Origin of the sequence: Cupriavidus sp. USMAHM13 (assembly GCF_001854285.1) — a bacterium.
In the GTDB taxonomy this organism is placed as follows: domain Bacteria; phylum Pseudomonadota; class Gammaproteobacteria; order Burkholderiales; family Burkholderiaceae; genus Cupriavidus; species Cupriavidus malaysiensis.
The window spans coordinates 294,192-315,806 of record NZ_CP017752.1; the positions used below are offsets into that span (position 1 = coordinate 294,192).

Genomic DNA, 21,615 nt, shown 5'->3' on the forward strand with positions numbered 1-21,615 from the left:
CGACGCATGAATCCCGGAATTTCCAAGGCCGCCCCGCTAGCGGCCCCCAGCGAACCCGCCTGGGGTGCGGTCTTCGCAATGTCGCTTGGCGTGTTCGGCCTCGTCACGGCCGAATTCCTGCCCGCGAGCCTGCTCACACCGATGGCTGGCAGCCTCGGTGTGACCGAAGGTGTCGCCGGACAGACGGTGACGGCCACCGCAATGGTCGCGCTCGTCGCGAGCCTGCTGACCGCTGCCGTGACGCGTACGATCGACCGGCGGAGCGTGCTGCTCGCGTTTTCGGTGCTGTTGGTCGCGTCGAATCTCGCGGTTGCGTTTGCGACCAACCTCATGGCGATTCTGATTGGCCGCGTTGTGCTTGGCATCGCGCTCGGAGGCTTCTGGACGATGGCGACGGCCACCGCGATGCGGCTCGTGCCTGCTGCGATGGTGCCGCGCGCACTGTCGATTATCTTCAGCGGCGTGGCCGTTGCGACGATCGCCGCTGCCCCGCTCGGCAGCTACTTCGGCCACCTGATCGGCTGGCGCAACGTGTTCCTGTTAGCAGCCACGCTTGGCGGCGTCGCGTTTCTGTCGCAGGTCGCGACGCTGCCGTCGATGCCGCCGAGTGGAACGACGCGCCTGCGCACGCTGATCGACGTGCTGCGCCGGCCGACCGTCGGCCTCGGAATGTTCGCGACGACGCTTGTGTTCACGGGACATTTTGCGTTCTTCACGTACCTGCGGCCGTTCCTCGAACAGGTCGCGGGCGTTGGCGTAAACGGTCTATCGGCGATCCTGCTCGGCTACGGCGTCGCGAACTTCGTCGGCACGTCGCTCGCCGGCCGCGTGCTTGAACACCGGCTGCGGCCCATGCTGATCGCAATGCCCGCGCTAATGGTCGTGCTCGGGATCGGGCTCGTAGCGCTCGGCCGCGCGCCGATGATCGATGCGGTGCTTGTCGCGCTTTGGGGGATGGCTTTCGGCGGCGTGCCGGTCGCATGGTCGACATGGGTCACGCGCACCGTACCCGATGAAGCCGAGAGCGCGGGCGGCCTGATCGTTGCGGCCGTGCAGCTCGCGATCGCGACCGGCGCAGCGGCAGGTGGCGTCATGTTTGATGCAAACGGCGCGGCTGGTGTGTTCGTCGGGGCAGCCGTCGTACTGGCCATCGCGGTTGCGACGATCGTGACGGGCGTGCCGAAACGAGTGGAGAGTCGCGCGTGCGCGGGCTGACCCGCGACAGCTACGCCGACTTCGGCCCGGCCCTGGAGGCCGAGACGCTGCGCGAGCGGCACAGCATTGAGATTTCCAAGGCTTGTGTTCGCCGGATCATGATCGATGCCGGGCATGTCAGAAATCTTGTGTTTAGGGCATAACATGTCGCTAACGAGCATGTATGCCACGCAAAACCAAGACCAACCAGGCTGCTGAGCGCGAGCTGCCGAGCATTCCCGAGGACCTGATTGCCCATTTCGTAAAGGGCCCGATGACCGCCGAGGCGGTTCAGGATGCCTCGATGGCGTTCAAGAAGGCCCTGATCGAGCGAGCTCTGGGCGCCGAACTTGGCCATCATCTGGGCTATCCGCCGGGCGCTGAGCGCCCGGCCGGCACGGCCAATCAGCGCAACGGCAAGACCGCCAAGACCGTCCTGACCGACGATCGCCCGCTGCGGGTGGATATCCCGCGCGATCGGGACGGCAGCTTCGCCCCGACCCTGATCCCCAAGCACGAGCGGCGCTTCACCGGCTTCGACGACAAGATCATCGCCATGTACGCCCGGGGCATGACCGTGCGCGAGATCCAGGCGTTTCTGGCCGAACAGTACGGCACCGAGGTCTCGCCGGAGTTCATCAGTTCGGTGACCGATGCGGTCATGGACGAGGTGACCGCCTGGCAGGCCCGTCCGCTTGAGGTGATGTACCCGGTGGTGTTCTTCGACGCACTGCGTGTCAAGATGCGCGAGGACGGGGTGGTGCGCAACAAGACCGTCTACCTGGCCTTGGGCGTACTGCCAGACGGCACGCGCGACATCCTGGGCCTGTGGATCGAGACCACCGAAGGCGCCAAGTTCTGGATGAAGGTGTTCAATGGACACCGCGCGCCGGCTGATGCTGCACGGCCTCAGCCTGGCCGACGCGGCCGCATCCGCCGGCTTCGCCGACCAGAGCCACATGACCCGCCACTTCAGCAAGACCTACGGCCACACCCCCGCGCGCTGGCTGCAGATCGCCAGCGCGCCGCGCCGGCGCTGAGCCCACGCAAGATCGTTCAAGATCGGCGCCGCGCCCCGGCGTAGCCTTGGCTTCATCCATCCCCCACCAAGGAGAAGCCCATGTCCGACACCAACATCGACACCTGCACCCAAGCCCCCGCCACGCGCGGCCAAGGCATCGCCATCCCCCTGCTGGACAAGGCCCGCCGCATCGACGGGCACTGGCAACCACGCGTAGTCGCCGAGATGAACGACTACCAGTTCAAGGTCGTGAAGATCGAAGGCGACTTCGTCTGGCACCAGCACGCCGACACCGACGAAACCTTCATCGTGCTGGAAGGCGAACTGCGCATCGACCTGCGCGACGGCAACCTGCTGCTGCGCGCCGGGGAGATGGCAGTGATACCGAAAGGCGTGGAACACAAACCGTACGCCGCGGCCGAGGTCAAGCTGCTGCTGATCGAACCACGCGGCGTGCTGAATACGGGTGACGAAGGCGGCGAGCGCACGGCAGCCAACGACATCTGGATCTGAACCACCGGACGCCCCCACCGCGCCACCAAGATCCCCCGAGGGCCGCCCGCAAGCGGCCCTCGCACTTTGCCGGTCAGATCATCTCTTGCACACGGCGGACCGCCTCATCCAACTGCGCCTTCAGCGGCGCCAACAGGCAATGGATGCCCACGGTATCCATGTCGGCCTCCTCATCGGCCTCCAGCAAGCGCAGCACCGCCGCGAGGCCGGCGCTGACGCGCCATAGCTCCACGCAGCCCTGCTGGGTCACGTCGAGGATGGTGTTGCTGAGGGAGCCAAGCTCGTAAGTGAGTTCCTGGGCGCGGAGGCTGTCCTTGGCGCTGGTGTTGGCGGGGTAGGTCAGCTCGATCAGGTCGGCGATGAGGGGGGATTGGCGGGTGATGGCGAATTGGTGCGCCATCGGGGTAGAACGAGAATCTGGCTCGAAGTGAGCCGTGCTGTTGGTCATAGCGGCCTCCTGGATCAGATCAAAGACCCGCCGCTCATTTCCACGTGAGGGTGGCGGGCCCGCGACGGGGGTGGAAACCGAGATCCAGGATATCGGCCAGCCCGAAGGCTGCCCCGTCCGGCCCGCCGTAGAAAATCCTGGCGCGCGCGAACGCGTCGGACACAAAATCGCTACGAGTGTAGCAGTCCGTCTGGATATCTCGGGTTTCCACGCCCGGTCACCGTTGTTGGCGGTGACCGGGGAAGTTTGGGAGAAGGGTTGTATGGTGTCAATCGGGAAAATCTGATCAGTAAATTGCTCACGCTGCACAACCGGGCTGTCGGACCAGTCTGGGAATGCCTGTCGGCGAAAGGCCACTGCCCGCCTCTGCAGAGGGCCGTTGGCGGCCAGAAGCGGTCGCTCGTGCCGCCATCCTCCAGGGATATGTCGAGGTCGGCTTCAGCCAAGCCCCCAATTGCCGCAACCATAGGCGATCAGGTAAAGTCACCCTAGTAGTTCGCGAGTTCAATAATTTCACGGGGATAGAAATTGAGTACAAATGCGGTCCTGGATCTCTTCAAAGAACAACTTAACACAGAACTTCGTCACCTCTCAGAAACTCGTCCGTACCTTAATCTCGTCTCCAAGACACCAGATCCCGAGTTGCCTTTCCACATTGGTATTTCGAACGCATTGAGCAGTTTGAGCGCGCAGAGTCCGACGAAATTATCGTCGATGGATTTGACGATGAAAAGATTGATGCAATCCACATATCCGACGACGGCACTACAGTAAGATTTTTTCAATTCAAAAATCCAAACTCAAAAAACTCTGGCGTCGAAGACGCAGCAGTTGATGGACTTTTAACTACGATCGATATATTTCTTACCGGACGAAAAAGAAAATCCGGCCTAGAGCAGGCATTCCAAGAGATTCGATCTGCAATTCGCACACAATATAAGCTAATCTTCGTCACATCCGGAAGAGGCCTCGCCGCAAAGCAAATACACAGAATCGAGGAAAAACTAAAAAGCTGGAATGGGCCGAATCGAAATGCGTTCACCTACGAGGTAGTCTCGCTCGATATCTTGCTTGATCGCGTTTATCGAGAGAATATTCCCACCATTAAATCGACAATTGAGTGGAAAGTTGACACCCCACCTTACCAAACAAAAATCAACAACCATAAGTCCCTAGTCTGCCACATTGATGGTGAAAGTTTGGCCTCTGCCTATCAGACATATGGCGAGAAACTTCTCCAACAAAACATCCGAAATTCGGAGGGGATGACACCACAGAATCTCGACATCTACAACACAGCAGTTTCGAATGAAAGTGAGAATTTCTACTTTTACAACAACGGCATCACCGTGGTTTGTGATGCGTGGGACTATGATCAACCTTCGTGGCGCCTGAGCCTCACGCGCCCTCAGATTGTAAATGGCGGACAAACACTTCGCCAGATCGCTGCAGCGCAGTCTGATAACAAGCTTCGAAAAGAGGTTAAGGTCCTTCTCCGAGTTATCTCCATTGGAGATAACAAAGAATTTGCAGGTAATGTTGCCGTCAATTTAAATAACCAGACGGTTGTTAAGTCATCTTTTCTAAAGTCGAACCACCCGTTCTTCATTCAGATGCAGCACGCGCTATTGCCCATGGGGTGGTATCTTGAGCGCAAACAAGGTGATTGGGAAAATTTAACCGAAACCGAACGAGCCGATCTCCTGGCGAAGATTTGTTCTGAAGATCAGATCATTCAAATGCAGACCGGCTGCCAAGCGTACTGCTCCGTCTACCTCCAAGATATTGACTTAGCCAAAAAGAACCCAAAGCTGATATTTTTGCCGAAGCGCAGTGGCGGAAGGTTCGAGGATATCGCGACGTCACACTTCACGCCATCTCGATTGGTAAGTGCGTACTCCATACTGCAAGCAGTTGAGAACTCAATTAAAAGCATTAGGCAGCTCCGCCTTGAATCGACACAGACACAGAAGTCGCAGCTGAAGAAGATTCTTGGTACGGACGCACATGTGAAGTTTGAAGAAGTACGACCAATGGTTTCTCAAGCTGCTCTTTTCACATCAGGGCTTGTCGCTCATCAATTAGGTGAAGACTACGAAGCGATTCAAAAAATGGATCAGCTAGATAAATTAATTGGAAAGGCGCTCTACAAAACACTCATAACGGGCGAAAAGCGGGAAGGGTCTTGGGCGACACTACTCAAGAGCCAGTCATTCTACGAAGAAGTGAAGAAACAACTTCGGATTTTCCCCACTAAGAAGGTCCCCACTAAGAAGGTCGTCGCTAAGAAGGTCATCGCTAAGAAGGTCGCCACCAAGAAGGCCGCCCCGACATCACACTCTCGAAAGTGACTGGCCTGTGAATAGCTAGTTGCCCATTGATCAGGAGGTAGCAGGCGTCTCATTAAGAAACGGCATCAACTTGAGCGGATGTTTCCTGGTTTGGGGGCGCCATCGCAGGCGCCACCCGACTTACCGGGCGACCTCAAAACTGAACTGCAGCACCTTGCCTTGCCCAAGGGCACCGGCCTGTCCGCCCACTCGCAGGGAGAAATTGACGCCATCGCCGACAGCCTCAACCTCCGGCCGCCCAAAACCCTGAACTGGCGCTCCCGGCACAAGTCCTCGCTTAGGTTCTGGCCAACCCCACGGGCTGGCTACTTATTCAAAAACTGAGGGGGTGTTGGACTTCGCACTTGGAATCGCCCGGCGAAAAAGCCCAAAAAAATACCCCCGCCAAAGGCGGGGGCACACTATCGCAACAGTCCACTTACCGTCGATCCGAACCGCCTCATCAGCGCTCCGGTCCCCGCGCCAGGCGGGCGACGGACAACCAGTGCAACCCTCAAGCACTGGCCGCCCTTCTTCCTCCCGGACAACGACGGCAACTGGATGCCGAGGCGATCAGAACCGCTTATCAAACGACAACTTCCCTTGCACGTCGCTGCCACCAAAGTAGTAGACCCCCAGTCCCACCTGCATATCGCTGGCCAGGCGGTAGTTCAGCGCGCCCTTCACACTGAACTGCGTCTGTCCGAAGCCCGGGTTGCGCACCGAGAAGCTGGCGTTTTCCGTGGCGACGCTGGCCATCACCGAATGGTCGCGTCGGCTGTCGCGGATGACCTTGACGCCGGTGTCGAAGCCGAAGCGGTCGGTCAGGTTGCCGCTCAGGCCCACGCCCAGTACGAAGGCGGTGCCGCTTTGCTTCATCTGCTGCACGGACAGCGCGTCGGACGGCGAGGCGGCGTTGACTTCCGTGAAGCCGCTGGTGCGCACCGAGTACGGGGCGACTTCCAGCGTGGTCTGCAGGCGCAGCTTGCTGCCGTTGTACACGTGGGCCAGGCCGATGGCGCCCAGCCAGGCGTCGGACGAGACGCCGTCGGCCTTGGCGGATCCGTTGCCGGTCTGGCGGTTCATGTCGCTGCGGTAGTAGCTGAACGCGGCGCGGGCCAGTGCGTGCAGTCCCAGCCCGCCGGGCAGTTCGGTGGCGGCCGACAGTGAGCCGGTGACGCCGTTGGACCGGCCGTTCAGGTAGTTGCTGCTGGTGGAGACGTCGTTGACCACCACATTGGCCTTCCATACCGTGCTCTTCACCACGCCGGTGTAGCTGCCTTGCAGGCCGTCGGTCTTCAGCGCATAGGAGGCATAGCCGCCGTTGTCGGCGTTGCGGCGGCCGCCGAACACGCTGGCGTCGACGCCTTGCAGCGTCCTGCCGATATCGCCGGCGATGTCCGTGCCGGGCGAGAAGAACAGGGCTTGCTTGCCTTGCTCGGTCAGGCTGGTGTAGGCCTCGGGCGAGAACTTGGCGAACACGGTCTCGGTGCTGCCGCCGGCCGCGAGCGTGGTGACCAGGCGGTCGAGCAGGCTGCCGCCGTTGAACTGCTTGACGTTGCCGGCCGAGTTGACCTGCAGTCCGCTCAGGATGGCGTTCTCGTTGCCGTTCTTCACCACGGCTTGGTAGAAGCCGCTGTAGCCGCCGCTGCCCAGGCCGATCACGCTGCCGGTGCCCAGGCTGAACAGGGCTTCTTGTCCGTAGTTCTTCTGCACGGTGGAGAAGGCGCCGGTCAGCTGCCCCGGGGTGTAGGAGAACAGCGGGATCACTTCACCGAACGCGACATCCGCGCCGCCGTTGTAGTTGGCGATGTTGAGCGTGGTGCCGTTCTGGATCTTGAGCGCGCCGGTCACCTTGACCTGGTCGAAGTCCGTGCCGGCCACCCGGTTGAAGGCGGCGTTGGCGATTTCCATCTTGCTGGTGGAACCGCTGCCCAGGGTCAGGTTCTCCACCTGCAGGCGGCCGGGGGAGTTACCCGGGGACAGCAGCGCGTTGGCGCCCATCGTCACGTTGCCCGACAGCGAGCCGTTGCCGGACAGGACGCCGCCGATGATTTCCGTGTTGGAGGCGGTGACCGTGCCCAGGACCGAGTGGTCGGTGGCATTGCCGAGGTGCAGCGTCGGGACCGCGTCCGCGTTGTTCGAGACCACGGAGATGGTGTTGGCGGCCAGCGAGCCTTGCACGTCCAGCTTGGCACTGTCGTTGACGTTGACGGTGCCGGCGCTGACGTTGGCTTGCGTGTTCACCGTGAGCAGCGCGTTCGAGTTGAGCGCGATGGTGCTTGCCTTGGCGGTGCCGCCGGAGGCCACCGACAGCATGGCGCCCTGGTTCAGCTGGATCAGCGGGAAGGACAGCGTGCTGCCCGAGGTGACCGTCGCGGAGACGGTGCCGGTGCTGCTGCCAAGCGTGAAGGCGCTGTTGGTATCGGTCGACGCCAGCGTGTTGCTGACGTTGAAGCTGCCGCCGCGCACGTCGAAGATGCCGGAGCCGGTCACCGTGCCGGAGAAGTCGCCGCCTTGCTGGACGGTCAGGCGGTTCGAGCCCAGGTCGATGTTGCCGGCGCCGCTCAGCGCGTTGATGCTCTCGTTCCCGCTGACCAGCTTCAGGGTGCCGACCGTGCCCTGCTTGCTGTTGACGGCCACGTTCATCGTCTGGCTGAGGATGGAGTCGCCATCGAGCGCGACCGTGCCTTGGTTGATGACCAGGGTGCCGCCGAGGTTGACGGCCCCGGCCGGGCTGCCCGCCGCACGGGTCAGCGTGAGCGTGCCGGTGCCTTCCTTCACCACGGAGCCGGCGCCGACGATGGCGCCCGCGTAGCGGGAGTCACCCGACTGCGCCAGGTGCAGCACGCTGCCCGACTGCACGTTGACGACACCCGAAGCGTTGCCGGCCAGACCGGCCGTGGCGACGGTGCGATCGCCAGCCACGTTGACGGTGCCGTTGTTGGTCACCGTGCCGGAGCTCGCCAGGTTGGCATTCAGGTTGGTGGTGCCGTTGTTCGTCACCGACGCTACGGTTTGTACCGCATTGACGTTGAAGGTGCCGCTGTTGGTCACCGCGCCGATGGTATCGGCCGTGCCTGCCGTGAAGGTGGCGCCGCTGGCGATCTTCACCGCGCCGGTATCGGCCAGGGTGCCGCCGCCGGTGGTGTCCAGCGTCCCTGCGTTCACCAGGGTGCCACCCAGGTTGGTGCTGGCTCCCGTCAGCATCAGCGTGCCGGCGCCGTTCTTGGCGAAGGCGCCGTTGCCGGTGAAGGTGCCGGCGAAGAGGGAGCTGCCGCTCTGGTCGATGGTGACCGTGTCGGCCGCGTTGGCCATGGCGAAGCTGCCGTTGCCGATCAGGGTCGGGGTGTGGATGGCCTGCGCACCGCTGACCGACCAGCTGCCGTTGTTCAGCACGCTGCCCGCGCTCAAGCCGCTCGATTGCGTAACCGCTGCTCCGCTGTTGTTCGCTACGGCTGCCGCGGTCTGTGCCGCATTGATATGGAAGGTGCCGTAGTTGTTCACCGCGCCGATGGTATCGGCCGTGCCCGCCGTGAAGGTGGCGCCGCTGGCGATCGTCACCGCGCCGGTGTCGGCCAGGGTGCCGCCGCCGGTGGTGTCGAGCGTGCCCGCGCTCACCAGGGTGCCGCCGGTGTAGGTATTGGCGCCGGTCAGCGTCAACGTTCCCGCGCCGAGCTTTTCCAGCCCGCCGTTGCCGGCGAGGGTGCCCGCATAGGTGCTGGCCCCGCTCTGGGTCAGGTGCAGCACGTCGGTGGCCTGCGCCAGGTTGATCACGCCCGAGGCGCTGCCGGCCAGGCCGGTCGCCGCCACGGAGCGGTCGCCGAAGACATTGACGGTGCCGTTGTTGGTCACCGCGCCCGCGCTCGCCAGGTCGGCGTTCAGGTTGGTGGTGCCGTCGTTGGCCACCGACGCCACGGCCTGCACCGCATTGACGTTGAAGGTGCCGTGGTTGGTCACCGCGCCGATGACATCGGCCGTGCCCGCCGTGAAGGTGGCGCCGCTGGCGATCGTCACCGCCCCGGTGTCGGCCAGGGTGCCGCCGCCGGTGGTGTCCAACGTGCCGGCGTTCACCAGGGTGCCGCCCAGGTTGGTGCTGGCTCCGGTCAGCGTCAGGGTGCCGGCGCCGTCCTTGGCGAAGGCGCCGTTGCCGGTGAAGGTGCCGGCGAAGGTGGAATTGCCGCTCTGGTCGATGGTGGCCGTGTCGGCCGCGTTGGCCATGGCGAAGCTGCCGTTGCCGGTCAGGGTCGGGGTGTGGATGGCCTGCGCGCCGCTGACCGTCCAGTTGCCGTTGTTCACCACGCTGGCCGCGGTTAGGTCGCCCGATTGCACCACGGTGGCGGTGGCGTTGTTGGCCACTGCCCCGGTCACCGCCAGCGCGCCGGCCGTGGCGAAGGTCGCGCCGGCATTGTTGGTCACGCTTTGCATGGTGCCGCCGTCGACCAGCGAGATCACGCCGCGGTTGCTGACATCGCCCGCCGTCAGCGCGCCGCCGGCCACCATCTGGCCGCCGGCCTTGACGTCGACGGTGGTCATCGTTTCGGCGCCGCCGAGGACCAGGGTGCCGCCGTTGATGGTGACGCTGCCGCCTGCGGACTGCATCAGGTGGCCGAGATTGGCGTGGTCATCGATGGTCGAGACCAGGCCGCCGTTCAGGACGAAGGCGCTGAGCTGGTTCTGGCCGGTCAGGTAGAGCGTGCCGTTGTAGCCGGCGGCGCCGACGTTCAGGCCGCCGTTGGCGATGTTGCCGGACAGGTAGGCGGTGTAGCGCGCATCGGGGGCGATATTGCCCTGGCTGCCGAGGTACTGGCCGTAGACGGCGACATTGCCCTGGTTGCCGGCCAGGTCGATGTTGTTCTGGAAGCGCACCGCGCCCTGGCTGTATTCCGAGCCGAACACCAGCGTCGAGTTTGCCGACAGGTAGGAGCTGCCCCATTGCAGGGTCTGGCTCGTGCCGGACGGCGTCAGGCCGAGCGCCACCGTGATGCCGGCGGAAGTGCCGGCTGCGAAGCCGCCGGCACCATTCCAGATGAACTGTCCGGGCACGGCCGAGCCGGCGCGCTGGGTCACGTCCGAGCTCAGCAGCAGGGTGCCGGCGTTGCTGGTGGTGAGGCCGGACGCCAGGTTGCCGGCGCCGTTGAAGACGACGCTGCTGGCCGCGTTGATGCCCACGCCCAGGTCTGCCTGCAGCGTGCCGCCCGTCAGGATGGTCTTGCCGGAGTAGGTGTTGTTGCCGACCAGCTGCACCAGGCCGCCGCCGCCGATCTGCAGGTCGGCGCCAGCGCCGGGGGCATAGCCGCCGCTGCCGATGCTGGCCGAGCTGTCGTCGGCGATCTGGCCCTCGATGCGGATGGTATTGCCGACGCCGGGCGCCAGCAGCACATTGGAGCCCTTCATCATGAAGATGTCCGAGCCCGCGGCCTGGCCGGCCTGCCCGCCGTTGTTGCTGGAGCCGGCGAGCACGGTGTTGTCGCGGAACAGCACGTTGCCCGTCAGCGTCAGGCTGCCGCCCGAGCGCACGAAGATGGCGCCGCCGTAGCCCGAACCGCCACCGCCGCCGGTGCCGTCGCCGTCGCTGCCCACGCCGCCGCCGAAGCCGGCCTTGCCGCCGGCGCCGGCGCTGCCGTCGGCCGCGTTCCCGGTGCCGCCGCCCAGCCCGGCTGCGCCGCCCGAGCCGCCGCCGGCACCGAAGCCACCGGCGCCACCGGCGCCGCCGTCACCGCCATTGCCGCCGTCGGTGATGCTGAGCGCGCCGGTGCCACCATTGCCGCCGGCACCGCCGGCGCCGCCGCCGTAGAAGGTGGACCCGTTGCCGCCGCCGCCACCGGTGCCGCCGTCGCCGCCACGCCCGGCGGTGCCGTTGGCGAGGTCGACGCCCCATTGCGCCAGGTTGGCGATGGCGACGCCGAGATCGACATAGGACTTGGCCGCTGCCGCGACGTGCGCCGCGGACAAGGCTGCCGCGGGCGGGAAGGTGGCGAGCGCCGCCGCTGCCTCCGAGGTATTGGTGACGGCGTCGACGGTGGCGCTGATGACGGCCTCGGTCATCTCGTAGTTGAAGGGGATGCCGTTGCTGCCGGAACCCGCATTGCCGCCCTTGCCGCCCGCCGCGCCGTTGCCGCTCTTGCCGGAACCGCCGTTGGTGCCGCTGCGCCCTTCGCCATCGGTCACGTAGACGATGGCCTGCGGGCCGGACACGCCGTTGCCGCCGTTGGCGCCCACGGTACCGGTGGCAGCGATATTGTTGAGCGAGCCGCCCACGCTGTAGGGCGAGCTGGCGAGGAAGCCGGTGACGGTCGCGCCCGGGGTCAGGTTATTGCTGAGGGTGACCACATTGCCGCTGATGCTGGTGATGGTGGTGCCGTCGGGGATGCCCGAGCCGCTCACCTGCATGCCGACCTGAAGGCCCGACGTGCTGGTCAGCGTGAGGCTGCGCGCGCCTTGCGCGGTGATGCTCTGGACGATCAGCGCGGTCGGGTTGCCGGTGAGCGCATTGCTCAGCGTCACCACGCCCGACGCCGGGTCGATGGCGACCACGGTGGTATTGGGCGGAATGCCCGTGCCCGTCACCACCGAGCCGACCTTCAGGTGGCTGTCCACCGCCGTCAGCTGGATGGTCGACTGGCCGACCGTGGTCGCCGGCAGGCTGGCCGAGAACTGCAGGGCCGACGAGGAGATCGCCTGCGACAGCGTGACCTGGTTGCCGTTGATGGCGACGATCTTGGTCCCGGCCGGGATGCCGTCGCCGGTGAGCGTCATGCCGACCGATAGGCCTAGGCCGGTCGCCGGCAGGGTCAGGACCTGCCCGCCGCCGGAAACGGCGAACTGCGAGGCGGAGAACTGCGTGACGTTGACCAGGCTGAGCGACTGGCTGCCGCTGACGGTGACGGCGTTGCTCAGCGTGATGCCGGTAACGGCGTTGTTCTGGTCGCGCGTCACGTTGGTGATGGTCGTGCCGGCGGGGATGCCGGTGCCCAGCACCGACATGCCGACCGCGACATCCGAGATGGCCAGTGCGCCGAAGTTGGCCGAACTGATGACGTTGGTGCCCGCGGCCAGCTGTGCGCTGGTCAACGACTTGATCGACTGGCTGTCGACGGCGACGGGCTGCGCGAAGGTGACGGCGTTGCCGCTGACGCTGGAGATGGTGGTGGTGTTGGACCCGGTGCCGCCGACGCTGACCACCTCGCCGGCCTGGACCAGCGGGTTGGCCGCGCTCATGGTCGCGCCCGTCACCATGATGGTGCCGTTGTTGTTCACCAGCGTCGGGGTCAGCTGGAACGCGGTCACCGACGACACGGAGGCGCTCTTGTCCGACAGCGCGATCGTCTGCGCGCTGACGCTGACGTCCGGCGTGCTGCCGCCGTCGCCGCCCCGGGCAACGTTCTGCACGAAGCTCACGTTGTTGAGGGTCAGGTTGGCGCCGCTGTTGACGAAGAACACGCCGCCCAGGCCGCCGCCGCCGCCGCTGCCGGCGCCGCCCTGCGTCACGAAGTTGGTGAAGATGGCGTTGCTGGTGACCGCCGGGGCCGCCTGGCCGGCCACGCCGACCATCCAGCCGCCGGCGCCATTGCCGTCCACGATGCTCTGCGTGACAGCGTGCGCCCCGCCGGCCGACGTCAGCGCGATCGCGGCGAGCGTGCCGAGGCGCGCCGAGCGCGAACGCCCAGGCTTGCCGCGTCCCCGGGCCGTTTCCGCAACGGCCACCCAGCTGCTCGAGGCAGCGTTCCAAACCAAACGAAATACGTGATTCAAAGATGGCCGTTTCATTGACGGAACTCGGTAAAGTCGGAATGAGGTGCCAATGCTATGAAGCGGCCATCCCGCCGGAAAGCGCGCGCCTTTGCGCAACTGCATGCGGAGTTTGCTCAGGACAAACTTTTTTGGGCCCGCGCAGGGGGTGCTTGACGGACGGCGAACCCGGCGCGGAACCGCGCCACGCAAGGCCGCCCGGCAGGACACGGGGCGGGCCCGCCGAGCCGGGCCGATATTGACGGACGACCACCCCTCAAGGTGGTCCAAATCCGGCCGATAACCCAGGTTGTCGCCAAATACCACCCTGAACCGGCCAACGCCGCAGGGCGGTATTCCGCCTCCCCGGCGGGCATCTTTCCCCCACCCTGAACCCAGACCGAACACGGGAGTTGCCATGTCTAACGCTGTTGCACAGGCGCGCTGCGACGCTCTTGTGGGGCTGCGCATCCTGGTCGTCGACGACAATCCCGACGATCGCCGGCTGCTGGCGGAGTATCTCGGCGCCAAGGGCAGCCGCGTCTATCTCGCCGAGGACGGGCACGATGGCTTCAGGAAGGCACTGGCGATTCTTCCCGACCTGATCCTGCTGGATGTCGGCATGCCGGTCTGCGACGGCCTGACGGCGTCGCGGCTGCTGAAATCGGCACCCGACACGCGCGCGATCCCGATCATCTTCCTGACCGCGGCGGGGCGGCCGGCCGAGCGGGTCCAGGGTCTTCAGTCGGGCGCGATCGATTACATCGTCAAGCCCTTCGAGCTGAAAGAAGTGTCGCTGCGCCTGAGCATCCATGCGCGGGCGGGCCGCCACGGCCGGGAGGCCGATCCCAACCGGGATGCCGGCGCGGACACCGGCACGGCGGGCAGCAGCGCGCTCGATGCGCACCTGTTCCGCGATGCGCGCCGCCATCTGCTGTCGCGGCTCCACGAGACGCCGGCGCTGCCGTCCCTGGCGAGCGCGCTCAGCACGAACGCCTTGCGCCTGAACCTGGCGTTCAAGCGCTGCGCGGGCGTGACGGTCCTGGATTTCCTCTTCGAGGCGCGCATGCAGTATGCCGCCAGCCTGCTGACCCGCACCACCATCGACATCCAGGCAGTCGCCAGCGCCACCGGGTACACGACCCGGCAGAACTTCTCGACGGCTTATCGCCGGCGCTTCGGCATGTCACCGAACGAATCCCGCCAGCAATATGTCGAGGCCGCCGCTGTCGAGGCGGTGCGGAACTGACCGTGCGGCGAGCTTTGCGAATCGGTCGATCTTGTTTCTCGGACGATCTTTTTTCCGGGCACGCGGCGGCAGCGCTGCAGGCCCGGCCGGCCTTCCGGTATCGTACCGAGCCCATGCCCGCCGCCCCACCCGAAGGGAGGGGGCGACGGCCATGTTTTTGCACCGGTCGCCGCCGGCTCGCGCTGTCTTCCGCCGTGCCGGCAACGGCCTGCCGGCGGCGCCTCGCCCTCGCGTCCGCCATTCGTCCATTGCCCCTCCCCCCTGCGCCATGACCCGTATCCTCGTCGTCGATGACCAGCCCAGTGATCGCAGCCTGCTTGCCGATTTTCTCGGGCAGCAGGGTTTTCGCGTGTACATGGCGAGCGACGGCCTGGATGGCGTGAACAAGGCGCGTGCCAGCCGGCCCGACCTGATCCTGATGGACATCGCGATGCCGCGCTGCGACGGCATGAGCGCCTGCCGGCAGCTGAAGGAGGACCCGGCCACGCGCGATATCCCGGTGATCTTCCTGACGGCGTCCGGGCATCCGGAAGAACGCGTCGCCGGGCTCGAGGCGGGCGCGATCGACTACATCACGAAGCCTTTCCACTTCGATGAGGTGCGCCTGCGCGTCGCCATCCACCTGACGCTCGAGGTCGAACCGAGCACGCCCGCGCCGGCGGCCGACATCACCGCGCCGGGCACCGAGGCCAGCAGCTTCGACGTCGCCCTCTGCCGCCAGGTGCGGGCCATCGTGCTGGCGAACTTCGTCGATGTGCCCGATGTGGAAGCGCTGGCGCGCCAGACCAGCACGTCGGCACGGCGGCTGTCGCTGGCCATGAAGCGCTGCACCGGCTTGACGGTGTTCGACTACGTGCGCGAAGAGCGTTTGCGGGAGTCGAAGCGCTTGCTGTTCGAAAGCGATAGCGATATTGCGACGATCGCCATGCGGGTCGGCTATACGAGCGGCGCGAACTTCGCGACCGCCTTCAAGGCGCGCTTCGGCATCTCGCCGACCGACATGCGGAACGCGCGCGACCGCCAGGGCGCCGTGCGGGGAACTCCGTGATCCTGCCCCGCTTCCGCGCCGGCGGCCGGCTGTCGCGCCTGCTGTGCCTGCCGCGACCGTCGTTCGCGTCGTTCCCGTCGTTCGCGATGCTCGCGCTGTTCGCTTTGTTCGCTTTGTTCGCGATGCTCGGCCCACACCAGGCGCTGGCGGCAGGCAAGGTACCGTGGCCGCAGGCCGTCGATATCGCCCCGATCGATGCGCAGCGCCCGCTGGCGACGGAGCTCATGCTGTTCGATGATCCCTCGCACAGCCTGGATGCCGCCGCCGTGCTGCGCCAGCCGGACTGGCAGGCGGTGACGCCGCGCACGCTGTCACGCGGCTTTACCCGCTCGGCCGTGTGGATAGGCGGCACCTTCGTCAACCGTGGCAAGCAGCCCGTCACGCGCTGGCTGGCGCTCGATCCGGTACGGCTCGAAGACGTCGCCTTCTACGTGGTCGATGAGGCCGGCACCGCGGCCGAGAAGCGCTACCGCTCCGGCATCGGCGCGCCGCTGGCGGCACGGCCCATCGGGTCCGCGCAGATCGCATTCCCGGTCACGCTCGCCCCGGGCGAGCAGATGCGGTACCTGGTCCGTGTGCAGAGCCGCTCGGCCCTGTTCCTGTCGCTGCAGATATGGGAACCGGGCGCATTCCAGGACGCGCAACTGCGCGAAGCGATCGTGCACATGCTGCTGGCAGGCGCGATGCTGGCGATGGCCGTCATCTCCGCGGTCCTGGCGGTGGTCTGGCGCGACCGCATCTTCGTGCTGCTGACGGCCACCATCCTCGCCGAAGTCGTCTACGAACTGGCTTTCGAAGGCTTCCTGTACGCGCTCTTCCTGCCCCAAGGGGGGGAATGGGTGCTGCGCTCGCCGAGCATGGCCGGCAGTACCAGCGTCGCCCTGTTCTCGACCTTGCTGCTGTGGTTCCTGGGCTTCGAGCGCGTGCGCGCCTGGCGCTGGATCTACCTGGCGGTGATCGCCGCGCATGCAGGCGTCGTGGCCTGGACCGCCTTCGGCGACTATCGGACCAGCGCGTCGATCGCGGTGCAAGGCACCTTCCTCTGCAACCTGGTATGGGTCGCCTCTTTTATCGACGGGATCCGGCGCGGGATACCCAATGCGCGCCTGATCCTGCTTGCCTTCCTGCCGGATTGCACCACGCTGTTCTTGCGCCTGGCGACCGTCGCCGGGTTCATCTCGCCCGAGTGGAGCGCCGGCACCGCCCAGATCTGGGACAGCCTCGGTGTGCTGCTGCTGCTCTCGTTCGTGATCGGCGGCCGCTCCCGCCAGCTGGTCCTCAAGCAGAAGCGTACGCAGCAGGCGCTGCTGGCGGAGCGCGAGGCAACCCGGGAGAAACTCGAACAGGCGGTGACCACGCGCACGCGCGAGCTGCGGGAAGCGCTGGTCCGCGCGGACGACGCGGTCCGCGTCAAGACCGACTTCCTCGCGCGCATCAGCCACGACCTGCGCACGCCGCTGACGTCGATCATCGGCTTCGCCGACCTCATCCAGGCGGATGGCCGCGAGGATGCCGAACGGGGACGCATCATCCGCCGCAGCGCCACGCATATGCTCGGCATGGTCAACGACCTGATCGACTACGCCAACGGGCGCGACGCCGACGCGCTGTCGCCGCAGCCGGTCTATACCTATGCCTTGCTGGACACCGTCGCGCAACATGGCGCCGCGCTGGCGGCACGCGGCGGCAATGCCTTCTCCGTCGAGATCGCCGGCAACCTGCCGCCCGTGATCGAACTCGACGACCGGCGCATGCAGCAGGTGCTCGGCAACCTGCTCGACAACGCCGCCAAGTTCACCGAGCACGGCACCATCCGCCTGACCGTCACGGGCCGCGCGGACGCGGCGGCGCCGCGCCGCTGGAACCTGTGCTTCGCCATCGCCGACAGCGGCTGCGGCATTGCCGCCGCCGACCAGGCACGCGTGTTCGAGCCCTTCGTGCGCGCGCTGGAGGACGACCACCGGCCGGGGATCGGCCTCGGCCTCTCCATCGTCAAGCTCTGGACCACGCGCATGGGCGGCACGCTGCACCTCGACAGCGTGCCGGGCACGGGAACCACCGTCGTCATGGAACTGCTCGTCAACGAGATGGACGAAGCGGCGATCAGCAGCCTGCGCATGCATGAGCCGGCCGCTGCCCTGCCGCAGATCGATGGCCGCGGCCACCGCGTGCTGGTGGCCGAAGACACCGCCGAAATCCGCGAGCTGCTGCGCGACGACCTGCTGAGCCTGGACTTCGACGTCGAGGTGTACGGCGACGGCGCTGCGGCCGTGCATCGGCTGTCGTCCGCCGATGGCGCGCCGCTCTCGCTGGTGGTGACGGACCTGCTGATGCCGGGCGCTTCCGGACAAGCGGTACTGCACGCGGCGCGGGACCGGCACCCGGGCGTGCCGGTGATCATGATGTCAGCGGTGCCGGCCCATCAGTCCAAGGACGACGAACACTTCGATGCCTCGCTGCAGAAGCCGGTCAGTCTCGCCGACCTGCGCAACACCATCGCCACCCTGCTGAACCTGCCCCGCGCCGACCAGCTCACGATCTCCACGGCAGTCGACGTCGAGATGCTGAAGCTACCCTCGAAGAGTCTGCTGGACGAGGCGCGCATGCTGGCCGAACTCGGCGCCATCTCCGACCTGCTCGACTGGACGGACAAAGCCGCGGCGCTGGACCCCGCGTGCGCGCCCTACGTGATGAAGGTCAGGCAGCTGGCCAAGCGCGGCGAACTGGACGAGCTGCAAGCGATGTTCAGCGGGAGCGTGCCGGCGGCCGGCGTGGCGCCGTAGCGGCGGCTTCCGGGACCATGCTCCCTGGGGCATGAGGGATCTGCGGTACAGCGCATTGGCTTGTTGACACATCCCTTGTACGCGCGTACAAGACATCAAGCAAGATCTTCAAGCAGCAACTTTGAAGTACTGGTTGCGTAACACGCTTCAAGCCTTTCCTTGTTTCTTCCTTGATCTTCGCGCTCCGCCGGCGCCCTTGCCTGGCGGGTCTTCAGGAGGAATCCAGACATGGAAACCGGCACTGTCAAGTGGTTCAATGATGCCAAGGGCTTCGGCTTTATTACGCCCGATGCTGGCGGCGATGACCTGTTCGCGCACTTCTCGGAAATCCAAGGACAAGGCAGCGGCTTCAAGTCGCTCCAGGAAGGCCAGAAGGTCCGGTATGTGGTTGGCGTAGGCCAGAAAGGGCCGGCGGCAACGAAGATCGAGCCGATCTAAGTGTTGCTGCGCTGTGCTGTGAGAGGAGCCCCGCCATCTGCGGGGCTTTTTTGCGCTTTTTGCAGGCCGGTTGGCGCGCACTCCTTATGAACATCCAGGCGCCGACAAGGAAGCAGCGGAAGCAGCGTCGCGCATAAGATGCCGCTCGCCAAGACGCACGCCATCTCTATTTGGCAGGACACTGGCTTGGACTGCACACCTGCATGCGACCGCACCTCAGTGCGCATTCCCTTTCATGCCCTCGGCTTCCATCGCGACGTGCCATTCCTCGTACGCCTCGATTGGCTCCATGGCCTCGTCGACGAACGCGGTTGCGCGTTCCGCTGCGGCCTGTGTCTCGGGGGGGACATCGCTCTGACCGTCTTCCTCGGTACCTGGTGGTAACAGCATGTCCTCAAGCATCGCGCGGAGTTCTGGCGTATTCCATGGCTTGCCCAGCCTGGCCCTCCGGTTCAGATAGTGACGGATTTCCGAGTCTTGCTCGGCGGTGAGCGGAAGCCCTCGGAACGTAGGGTCCGTGTTGTGATGAATCATGATGCGCCTCCCGAAGCGGTCTGCGCTTTCAATGTCTTTCCATGTAGAGATAGTGATTCCCTGCGGCCCATGTCGCGCGTTGCGAGTGGTCGCTGTGCCGCGTGCGTGCTTTTCGCCAGGCTGACTCACGTCTTCTTCTTGGCGACACCCTCGTTGGCGACGCGGGATTGAATGCTGCTGAACGGGGTGGCCGGCACGGACGGCTTCTTGGGTTGCTTGGGCTTCTTGGGTTCGCGGTTGCCACGTAGTTGACTCTTGGCCATGGCGGTGCTCCTGAAGACTGGCTTGCCGGATTGGCAATCCCAGCATACGCGCTTAGTCTCCGGCAAAGGGAAAAAACTTTCCTGCGGCGCGAGTGGCTAACGCAACGGAGAGAAATCGGGCTGGAGGGAAACGGGCGCATACTGGAACTGGCGCCGCGCACGCCAGCGAGCAAGGAAACGCTCGGCGTCACCGGACAACAGGAGCCCACCATGGCACTGAACTTCCCGAATCCCAGCCGCAGCTACGACGCCTCGCGGCACTGTGTTTGCTTCTGGGGCTACGACGGTGCGCGCGAGGTCGCTTTCCAGGTCACTGACACTGTTCTTTCGCTCCTGAGTCATGGGGCTGCCTTCGAAGAGACCGCCTTTCTGGACACGTTCGATCGCTATCGCGACCCGATACTGACAATGGCAAGAGATATCTACACACCAGGAATGCGCAACACGTACACCATTTCGTAGGGGCGGCCTGCCGGCGAATCTGCGGGGGGGAGGCGCAACTGCCGGATTCACCATCGGGATGTCCCATGTCCCACGGGTGCCGTTCCATCGGAGGGCCTTCCGGTTGGCAACCGACGGCACAATGAGGTGGCTCCCAGGGTCGCTTGCACGCAAGTACATGGTGCACCGCTTGCAAAGCCACTTTGTAAGGGAGATAGGTCGGGAGGCAATGGACCTCTATACTCGTAACCAGAGCGCTCCTGAAACCTGAAGGCCTCGGGCCCGCCTGCCTTTCGTTTCCGGGCTGTCCCCCTCGACGACGTCTGAGGATTGGCGACTGCAAAAGTCACTTACGGGGATTCCTGGAATTTCCATGCACGACGCCACTCGGCGACTTCTACGCGCTCGCAGCCTCCGTCACCACGAAAGCCGGCCGTTGAATGACGACCACATACCGGAGCCTGCCCGCTACACGCCTGATGCATGACCAGCAGGTCGATGCGTTGTCGGAGGGAAGCCATCACAGATTCGGATTCATACGCCTGGCAGCAACGCAATGGCATCGGGCTGCCACGCTGCTGATTGAACCAGGCCAGCTGCGGATGATTGCCGGTTGCGACTCGAATCTCAAGGAATCCACGAAGCAGTGGATTCACGAACGGGGCGGTGCAGTGATCGACGAGCACAACGACCTGATGCCGGACTTCAGGTGGGTATGATTGCCTTGCCTCCAACCCTCTACGACATCACTCCTCCGATCTTGGGCTCCATCTTGCGAAGCGTGCCGGAACGACAAGGAGATGAGTATGCAATGCACCTTAGAGTACAGGGGCTTTGCGATACGCCTTGACCTGCTGGAGACCCCCGAGGGGATGTTTGATACGTGGTTCCAGATCAAGGGGCCGATTGAAGCCCGTGAAGCAGTCTACGGCACACCCCTCAAGGTGTTCGGCTCTCCGTTTTCACGCCGCTGGGCGCACTTGGTGGGCGAGCTCGCCGGACGGGCGCTTATTGATCAGATCCTAGGTGTCGACGAATTCTGAATCGAATCCTGCAGCTTCACGAACGCGTTGGCGCGCATCGCATGGTACTGGCAACGCACCGTGTCACGCTCAAGGCAGACACGAGCACTTAACGGATCTGAGAGGATCTGAGCGTCCTTCATCCACCTGCGGCTCTATCGAAGTTCACCAACCGGCTCCAGTCATGCACAGTGCAAGCTCGCCATCCAGTTTTCTCTGCACATTGATCGCCGATGGCAAGGGCCTTGCCTATCACGTGTCGGTCAGTTACCGCGACAGCACGCATGCCGAGGGTATCCAGTTCACCAGCTTTGTCGGCGCGGGAAGGCGTTCTTTTACTGTTCGAGGCGCCAATAGCAATCAACAACCGGCGATCGACCAAACCTCGGAAGTGCTTTGTCGAATCGCGATCGGCCAAGTCATGCGAGATCGTCTCTTTGACAAGGCCAACGAGGGAGAGCATCTGCTGGATCCGGAAGCATTGCCCTGGGAGGGCGAGCTCAGGCCCGTGGGGACCGGCGCTAGCGCAAAGCAACCACGGCGGCGCTGGCCCGGCTAGAACGATGCGCGATGGCCGGCCGGACGGCTGACGCACTGGCC

17 protein-coding genes and 3 pseudogenes are annotated in these 21,615 nt (G+C 64.9%); 15 read left to right on the forward strand and 5 right to left on the reverse strand.

Annotated elements, in window-relative coordinates:
- The first annotated feature begins 6 nt into the window (after positions 1 to 6).
- From BKK81_RS19695 to BKK81_RS19705, 5 genes and pseudogenes are all read left to right on the forward strand, one after another.
- Positions 7 to 1,215 carry an MFS transporter gene (locus BKK81_RS19695; protein WP_071016989.1) on the forward strand — a complete coding sequence of 403 codons (1,209 nt, stop codon included), beginning with the start codon at positions 7 to 9 and terminating at the stop codon, positions 1,213 to 1,215.
- Positions 1,203 to 1,358, forward strand: coding sequence for a hypothetical protein (locus BKK81_RS35515; protein ID WP_156811399.1), 156 nt, complete (start codon positions 1,203 to 1,205; stop codon positions 1,356 to 1,358). The genes BKK81_RS19695 and BKK81_RS35515 overlap by 13 nt, the downstream gene beginning before the upstream one ends.
- 20 nt (positions 1,359 to 1,378) lie before the next feature.
- A pseudogene (locus BKK81_RS19700) lies at positions 1,379 to 2,071 on the forward strand (IS256 family transposase); the annotation flags it as partial.
- Positions 2,070 to 2,234, forward strand: a pseudogene (locus BKK81_RS34490) (helix-turn-helix domain-containing protein); the annotation flags it as partial. The pseudogenes BKK81_RS19700 and BKK81_RS34490, both read left to right, overlap by 2 nt.
- An 80-nt stretch (positions 2,235 to 2,314) precedes the next feature.
- The gene (locus BKK81_RS19705) at positions 2,315 to 2,728 is read left to right on the forward strand and encodes a cupin domain-containing protein (protein ID WP_083384278.1); all 414 of its coding nucleotides are present in this window, start codon (positions 2,315 to 2,317) and stop codon (positions 2,726 to 2,728) included.
- A 73-nt stretch (positions 2,729 to 2,801) separates the two neighbouring features.
- Here BKK81_RS19705 and BKK81_RS19710 read toward each other — a convergent pair whose 3' ends face one another.
- Complete coding sequence (locus BKK81_RS19710; protein ID WP_071016991.1) at positions 2,802 to 3,176, reverse strand: DUF1484 family protein; 375 nt, start codon at positions 3,174 to 3,176, stop codon at positions 2,802 to 2,804.
- 34 nt (positions 3,177 to 3,210) lie between these two features.
- Complete coding sequence (locus BKK81_RS35520) at positions 3,211 to 3,387, reverse strand: hypothetical protein (protein ID WP_156811400.1); 177 nt, start codon at positions 3,385 to 3,387, stop codon at positions 3,211 to 3,213.
- An 856-nt stretch (positions 3,388 to 4,243) separates the two neighbouring features.
- Here BKK81_RS35520 and BKK81_RS34495 point away from each other — a divergent pair.
- Together BKK81_RS34495 and BKK81_RS37095 are read left to right on the forward strand one after the other, a co-directional pair.
- Positions 4,244 to 5,527 carry an AIPR family protein gene (locus BKK81_RS34495; protein WP_156811401.1) on the forward strand — a complete coding sequence of 428 codons (1,284 nt, stop codon included), beginning with the start codon at positions 4,244 to 4,246 and terminating at the stop codon, positions 5,525 to 5,527.
- A gap of 159 nt (positions 5,528 to 5,686) precedes the next feature.
- Positions 5,687 to 5,808: pseudogene (locus BKK81_RS37095) on the forward strand (IS30 family transposase); the annotation flags it as partial.
- A 271-nt stretch (positions 5,809 to 6,079) separates the two neighbouring features.
- On the opposite strand, the gene BKK81_RS19715 reads toward BKK81_RS37095, so the two are convergent.
- Complete coding sequence (locus tag BKK81_RS19715; protein WP_071016993.1) at positions 6,080 to 13,213, reverse strand: beta strand repeat-containing protein; 7,134 nt, start codon at positions 13,211 to 13,213, stop codon at positions 6,080 to 6,082.
- Between the two features lie 487 nt (positions 13,214 to 13,700).
- On the opposite strand from BKK81_RS19715, the gene BKK81_RS19720 reads away from it, so the two are divergent.
- The 4 genes from BKK81_RS19720 (at position 13,701) to BKK81_RS19735 (ending at position 18,755) form a co-directional block, all read left to right on the forward strand.
- Positions 13,701 to 14,486 (forward strand): response regulator transcription factor, encoded by a 786-nt coding sequence (locus BKK81_RS19720; RefSeq protein WP_083384716.1) that lies wholly within the window; start codon positions 13,701 to 13,703, stop codon positions 14,484 to 14,486.
- A 268-nt stretch (positions 14,487 to 14,754) separates the two neighbouring features.
- The gene (locus BKK81_RS19725) at positions 14,755 to 15,534 is read left to right on the forward strand and encodes a response regulator transcription factor (RefSeq protein WP_071016997.1); all 780 of its coding nucleotides are present in this window, start codon (positions 14,755 to 14,757) and stop codon (positions 15,532 to 15,534) included.
- Positions 15,531 to 18,317, forward strand: coding sequence for a hybrid sensor histidine kinase/response regulator (locus BKK81_RS19730; protein WP_231908177.1), 2,787 nt, complete (start codon positions 15,531 to 15,533; stop codon positions 18,315 to 18,317). Before BKK81_RS19725 ends, BKK81_RS19730 begins: the two co-directional genes overlap by 4 nt.
- Positions 18,318 to 18,545: 228 nt before the next feature.
- Positions 18,546 to 18,755, forward strand: a complete 210-nt coding sequence (locus BKK81_RS19735) for a cold-shock protein (RefSeq protein ID WP_071016999.1) — start codon at positions 18,546 to 18,548, stop codon at positions 18,753 to 18,755.
- A gap of 216 nt (positions 18,756 to 18,971) precedes the next feature.
- Here BKK81_RS19735 and BKK81_RS19740 read toward each other — a convergent pair whose 3' ends face one another.
- Positions 18,972 to 19,289: a hypothetical protein gene (locus BKK81_RS19740; protein ID WP_071017001.1), complete on the reverse strand. Its 318-nt coding sequence runs from the start codon at positions 19,287 to 19,289 to the stop codon at positions 18,972 to 18,974.
- Positions 19,290 to 19,414: 125 nt separating this feature from the next.
- Positions 19,415 to 19,552 (reverse strand): hypothetical protein, encoded by a 138-nt coding sequence (locus BKK81_RS36070; protein ID WP_197524024.1) that lies wholly within the window; start codon positions 19,550 to 19,552, stop codon positions 19,415 to 19,417.
- A 210-nt stretch (positions 19,553 to 19,762) separates the two neighbouring features.
- Between BKK81_RS36070 and BKK81_RS19745 the strand changes: the two genes are divergently transcribed.
- From BKK81_RS19745 to BKK81_RS34505, 4 genes are all read left to right on the forward strand, one after another.
- A complete protein-coding gene (locus BKK81_RS19745) occupies positions 19,763 to 20,014 on the forward strand; it encodes a DUF1488 domain-containing protein (RefSeq protein ID WP_071017003.1) in 252 nt (83 codons plus the stop codon).
- A 419-nt stretch (positions 20,015 to 20,433) separates the two neighbouring features.
- Positions 20,434 to 20,712, forward strand: coding sequence for a hypothetical protein (locus BKK81_RS19750; protein ID WP_071017005.1), 279 nt, complete (start codon positions 20,434 to 20,436; stop codon positions 20,710 to 20,712).
- An 87-nt stretch (positions 20,713 to 20,799) separates the two neighbouring features.
- On the forward strand, positions 20,800 to 21,036 hold the full coding sequence (locus BKK81_RS19755) for a hypothetical protein (protein WP_071017006.1): 237 nt from the start codon (positions 20,800 to 20,802) through the stop codon (positions 21,034 to 21,036).
- Between the two features lie 163 nt (positions 21,037 to 21,199).
- Complete coding sequence (locus BKK81_RS34505) at positions 21,200 to 21,574, forward strand: hypothetical protein (RefSeq protein WP_083384286.1); 375 nt, start codon at positions 21,200 to 21,202, stop codon at positions 21,572 to 21,574.
- Positions 21,575 to 21,615 lie beyond the last annotated feature (41 nt).

Excerpts from the sequence above, each read along its gene's own strand:
- BKK81_RS19695 (WP_071016989.1), top strand. The coding sequence starts at position 7 with ATGAATCCCGGAATTTCCAAGGCCGCCCCGCTAGCGGCCCCCAGCGAA.
- BKK81_RS19705 (WP_083384278.1), top strand. The coding sequence starts at position 2,315 with ATGTCCGACACCAACATCGACACCTGCACCCAAGCCCCCGCCACGCGC.
- BKK81_RS19710 (WP_071016991.1), bottom strand. The coding sequence starts at position 3,176 with ATGACCAACAGCACGGCTCACTTCGAGCCAGATTCTCGTTCTACCCCG.
- BKK81_RS19725 (WP_071016997.1), top strand. The coding sequence starts at position 14,755 with ATGACCCGTATCCTCGTCGTCGATGACCAGCCCAGTGATCGCAGCCTG.
- BKK81_RS19735 (WP_071016999.1), top strand. The coding sequence starts at position 18,546 with ATGGAAACCGGCACTGTCAAGTGGTTCAATGATGCCAAGGGCTTCGGC.
- BKK81_RS19740 (WP_071017001.1), bottom strand. The coding sequence starts at position 19,289 with ATGATTCATCACAACACGGACCCTACGTTCCGAGGGCTTCCGCTCACC.
- BKK81_RS36070 (WP_197524024.1), bottom strand. The coding sequence starts at position 19,552 with ATGGCCAAGAGTCAACTACGTGGCAACCGCGAACCCAAGAAGCCCAAG.
- BKK81_RS19745 (WP_071017003.1), top strand. The coding sequence starts at position 19,763 with ATGGCACTGAACTTCCCGAATCCCAGCCGCAGCTACGACGCCTCGCGG.
- BKK81_RS19750 (WP_071017005.1), top strand. The coding sequence starts at position 20,434 with ATGACGACCACATACCGGAGCCTGCCCGCTACACGCCTGATGCATGAC.
- BKK81_RS19755 (WP_071017006.1), top strand. The coding sequence starts at position 20,800 with ATGCAATGCACCTTAGAGTACAGGGGCTTTGCGATACGCCTTGACCTG.
- BKK81_RS34505 (WP_083384286.1), top strand. The coding sequence starts at position 21,200 with ATGCACAGTGCAAGCTCGCCATCCAGTTTTCTCTGCACATTGATCGCC.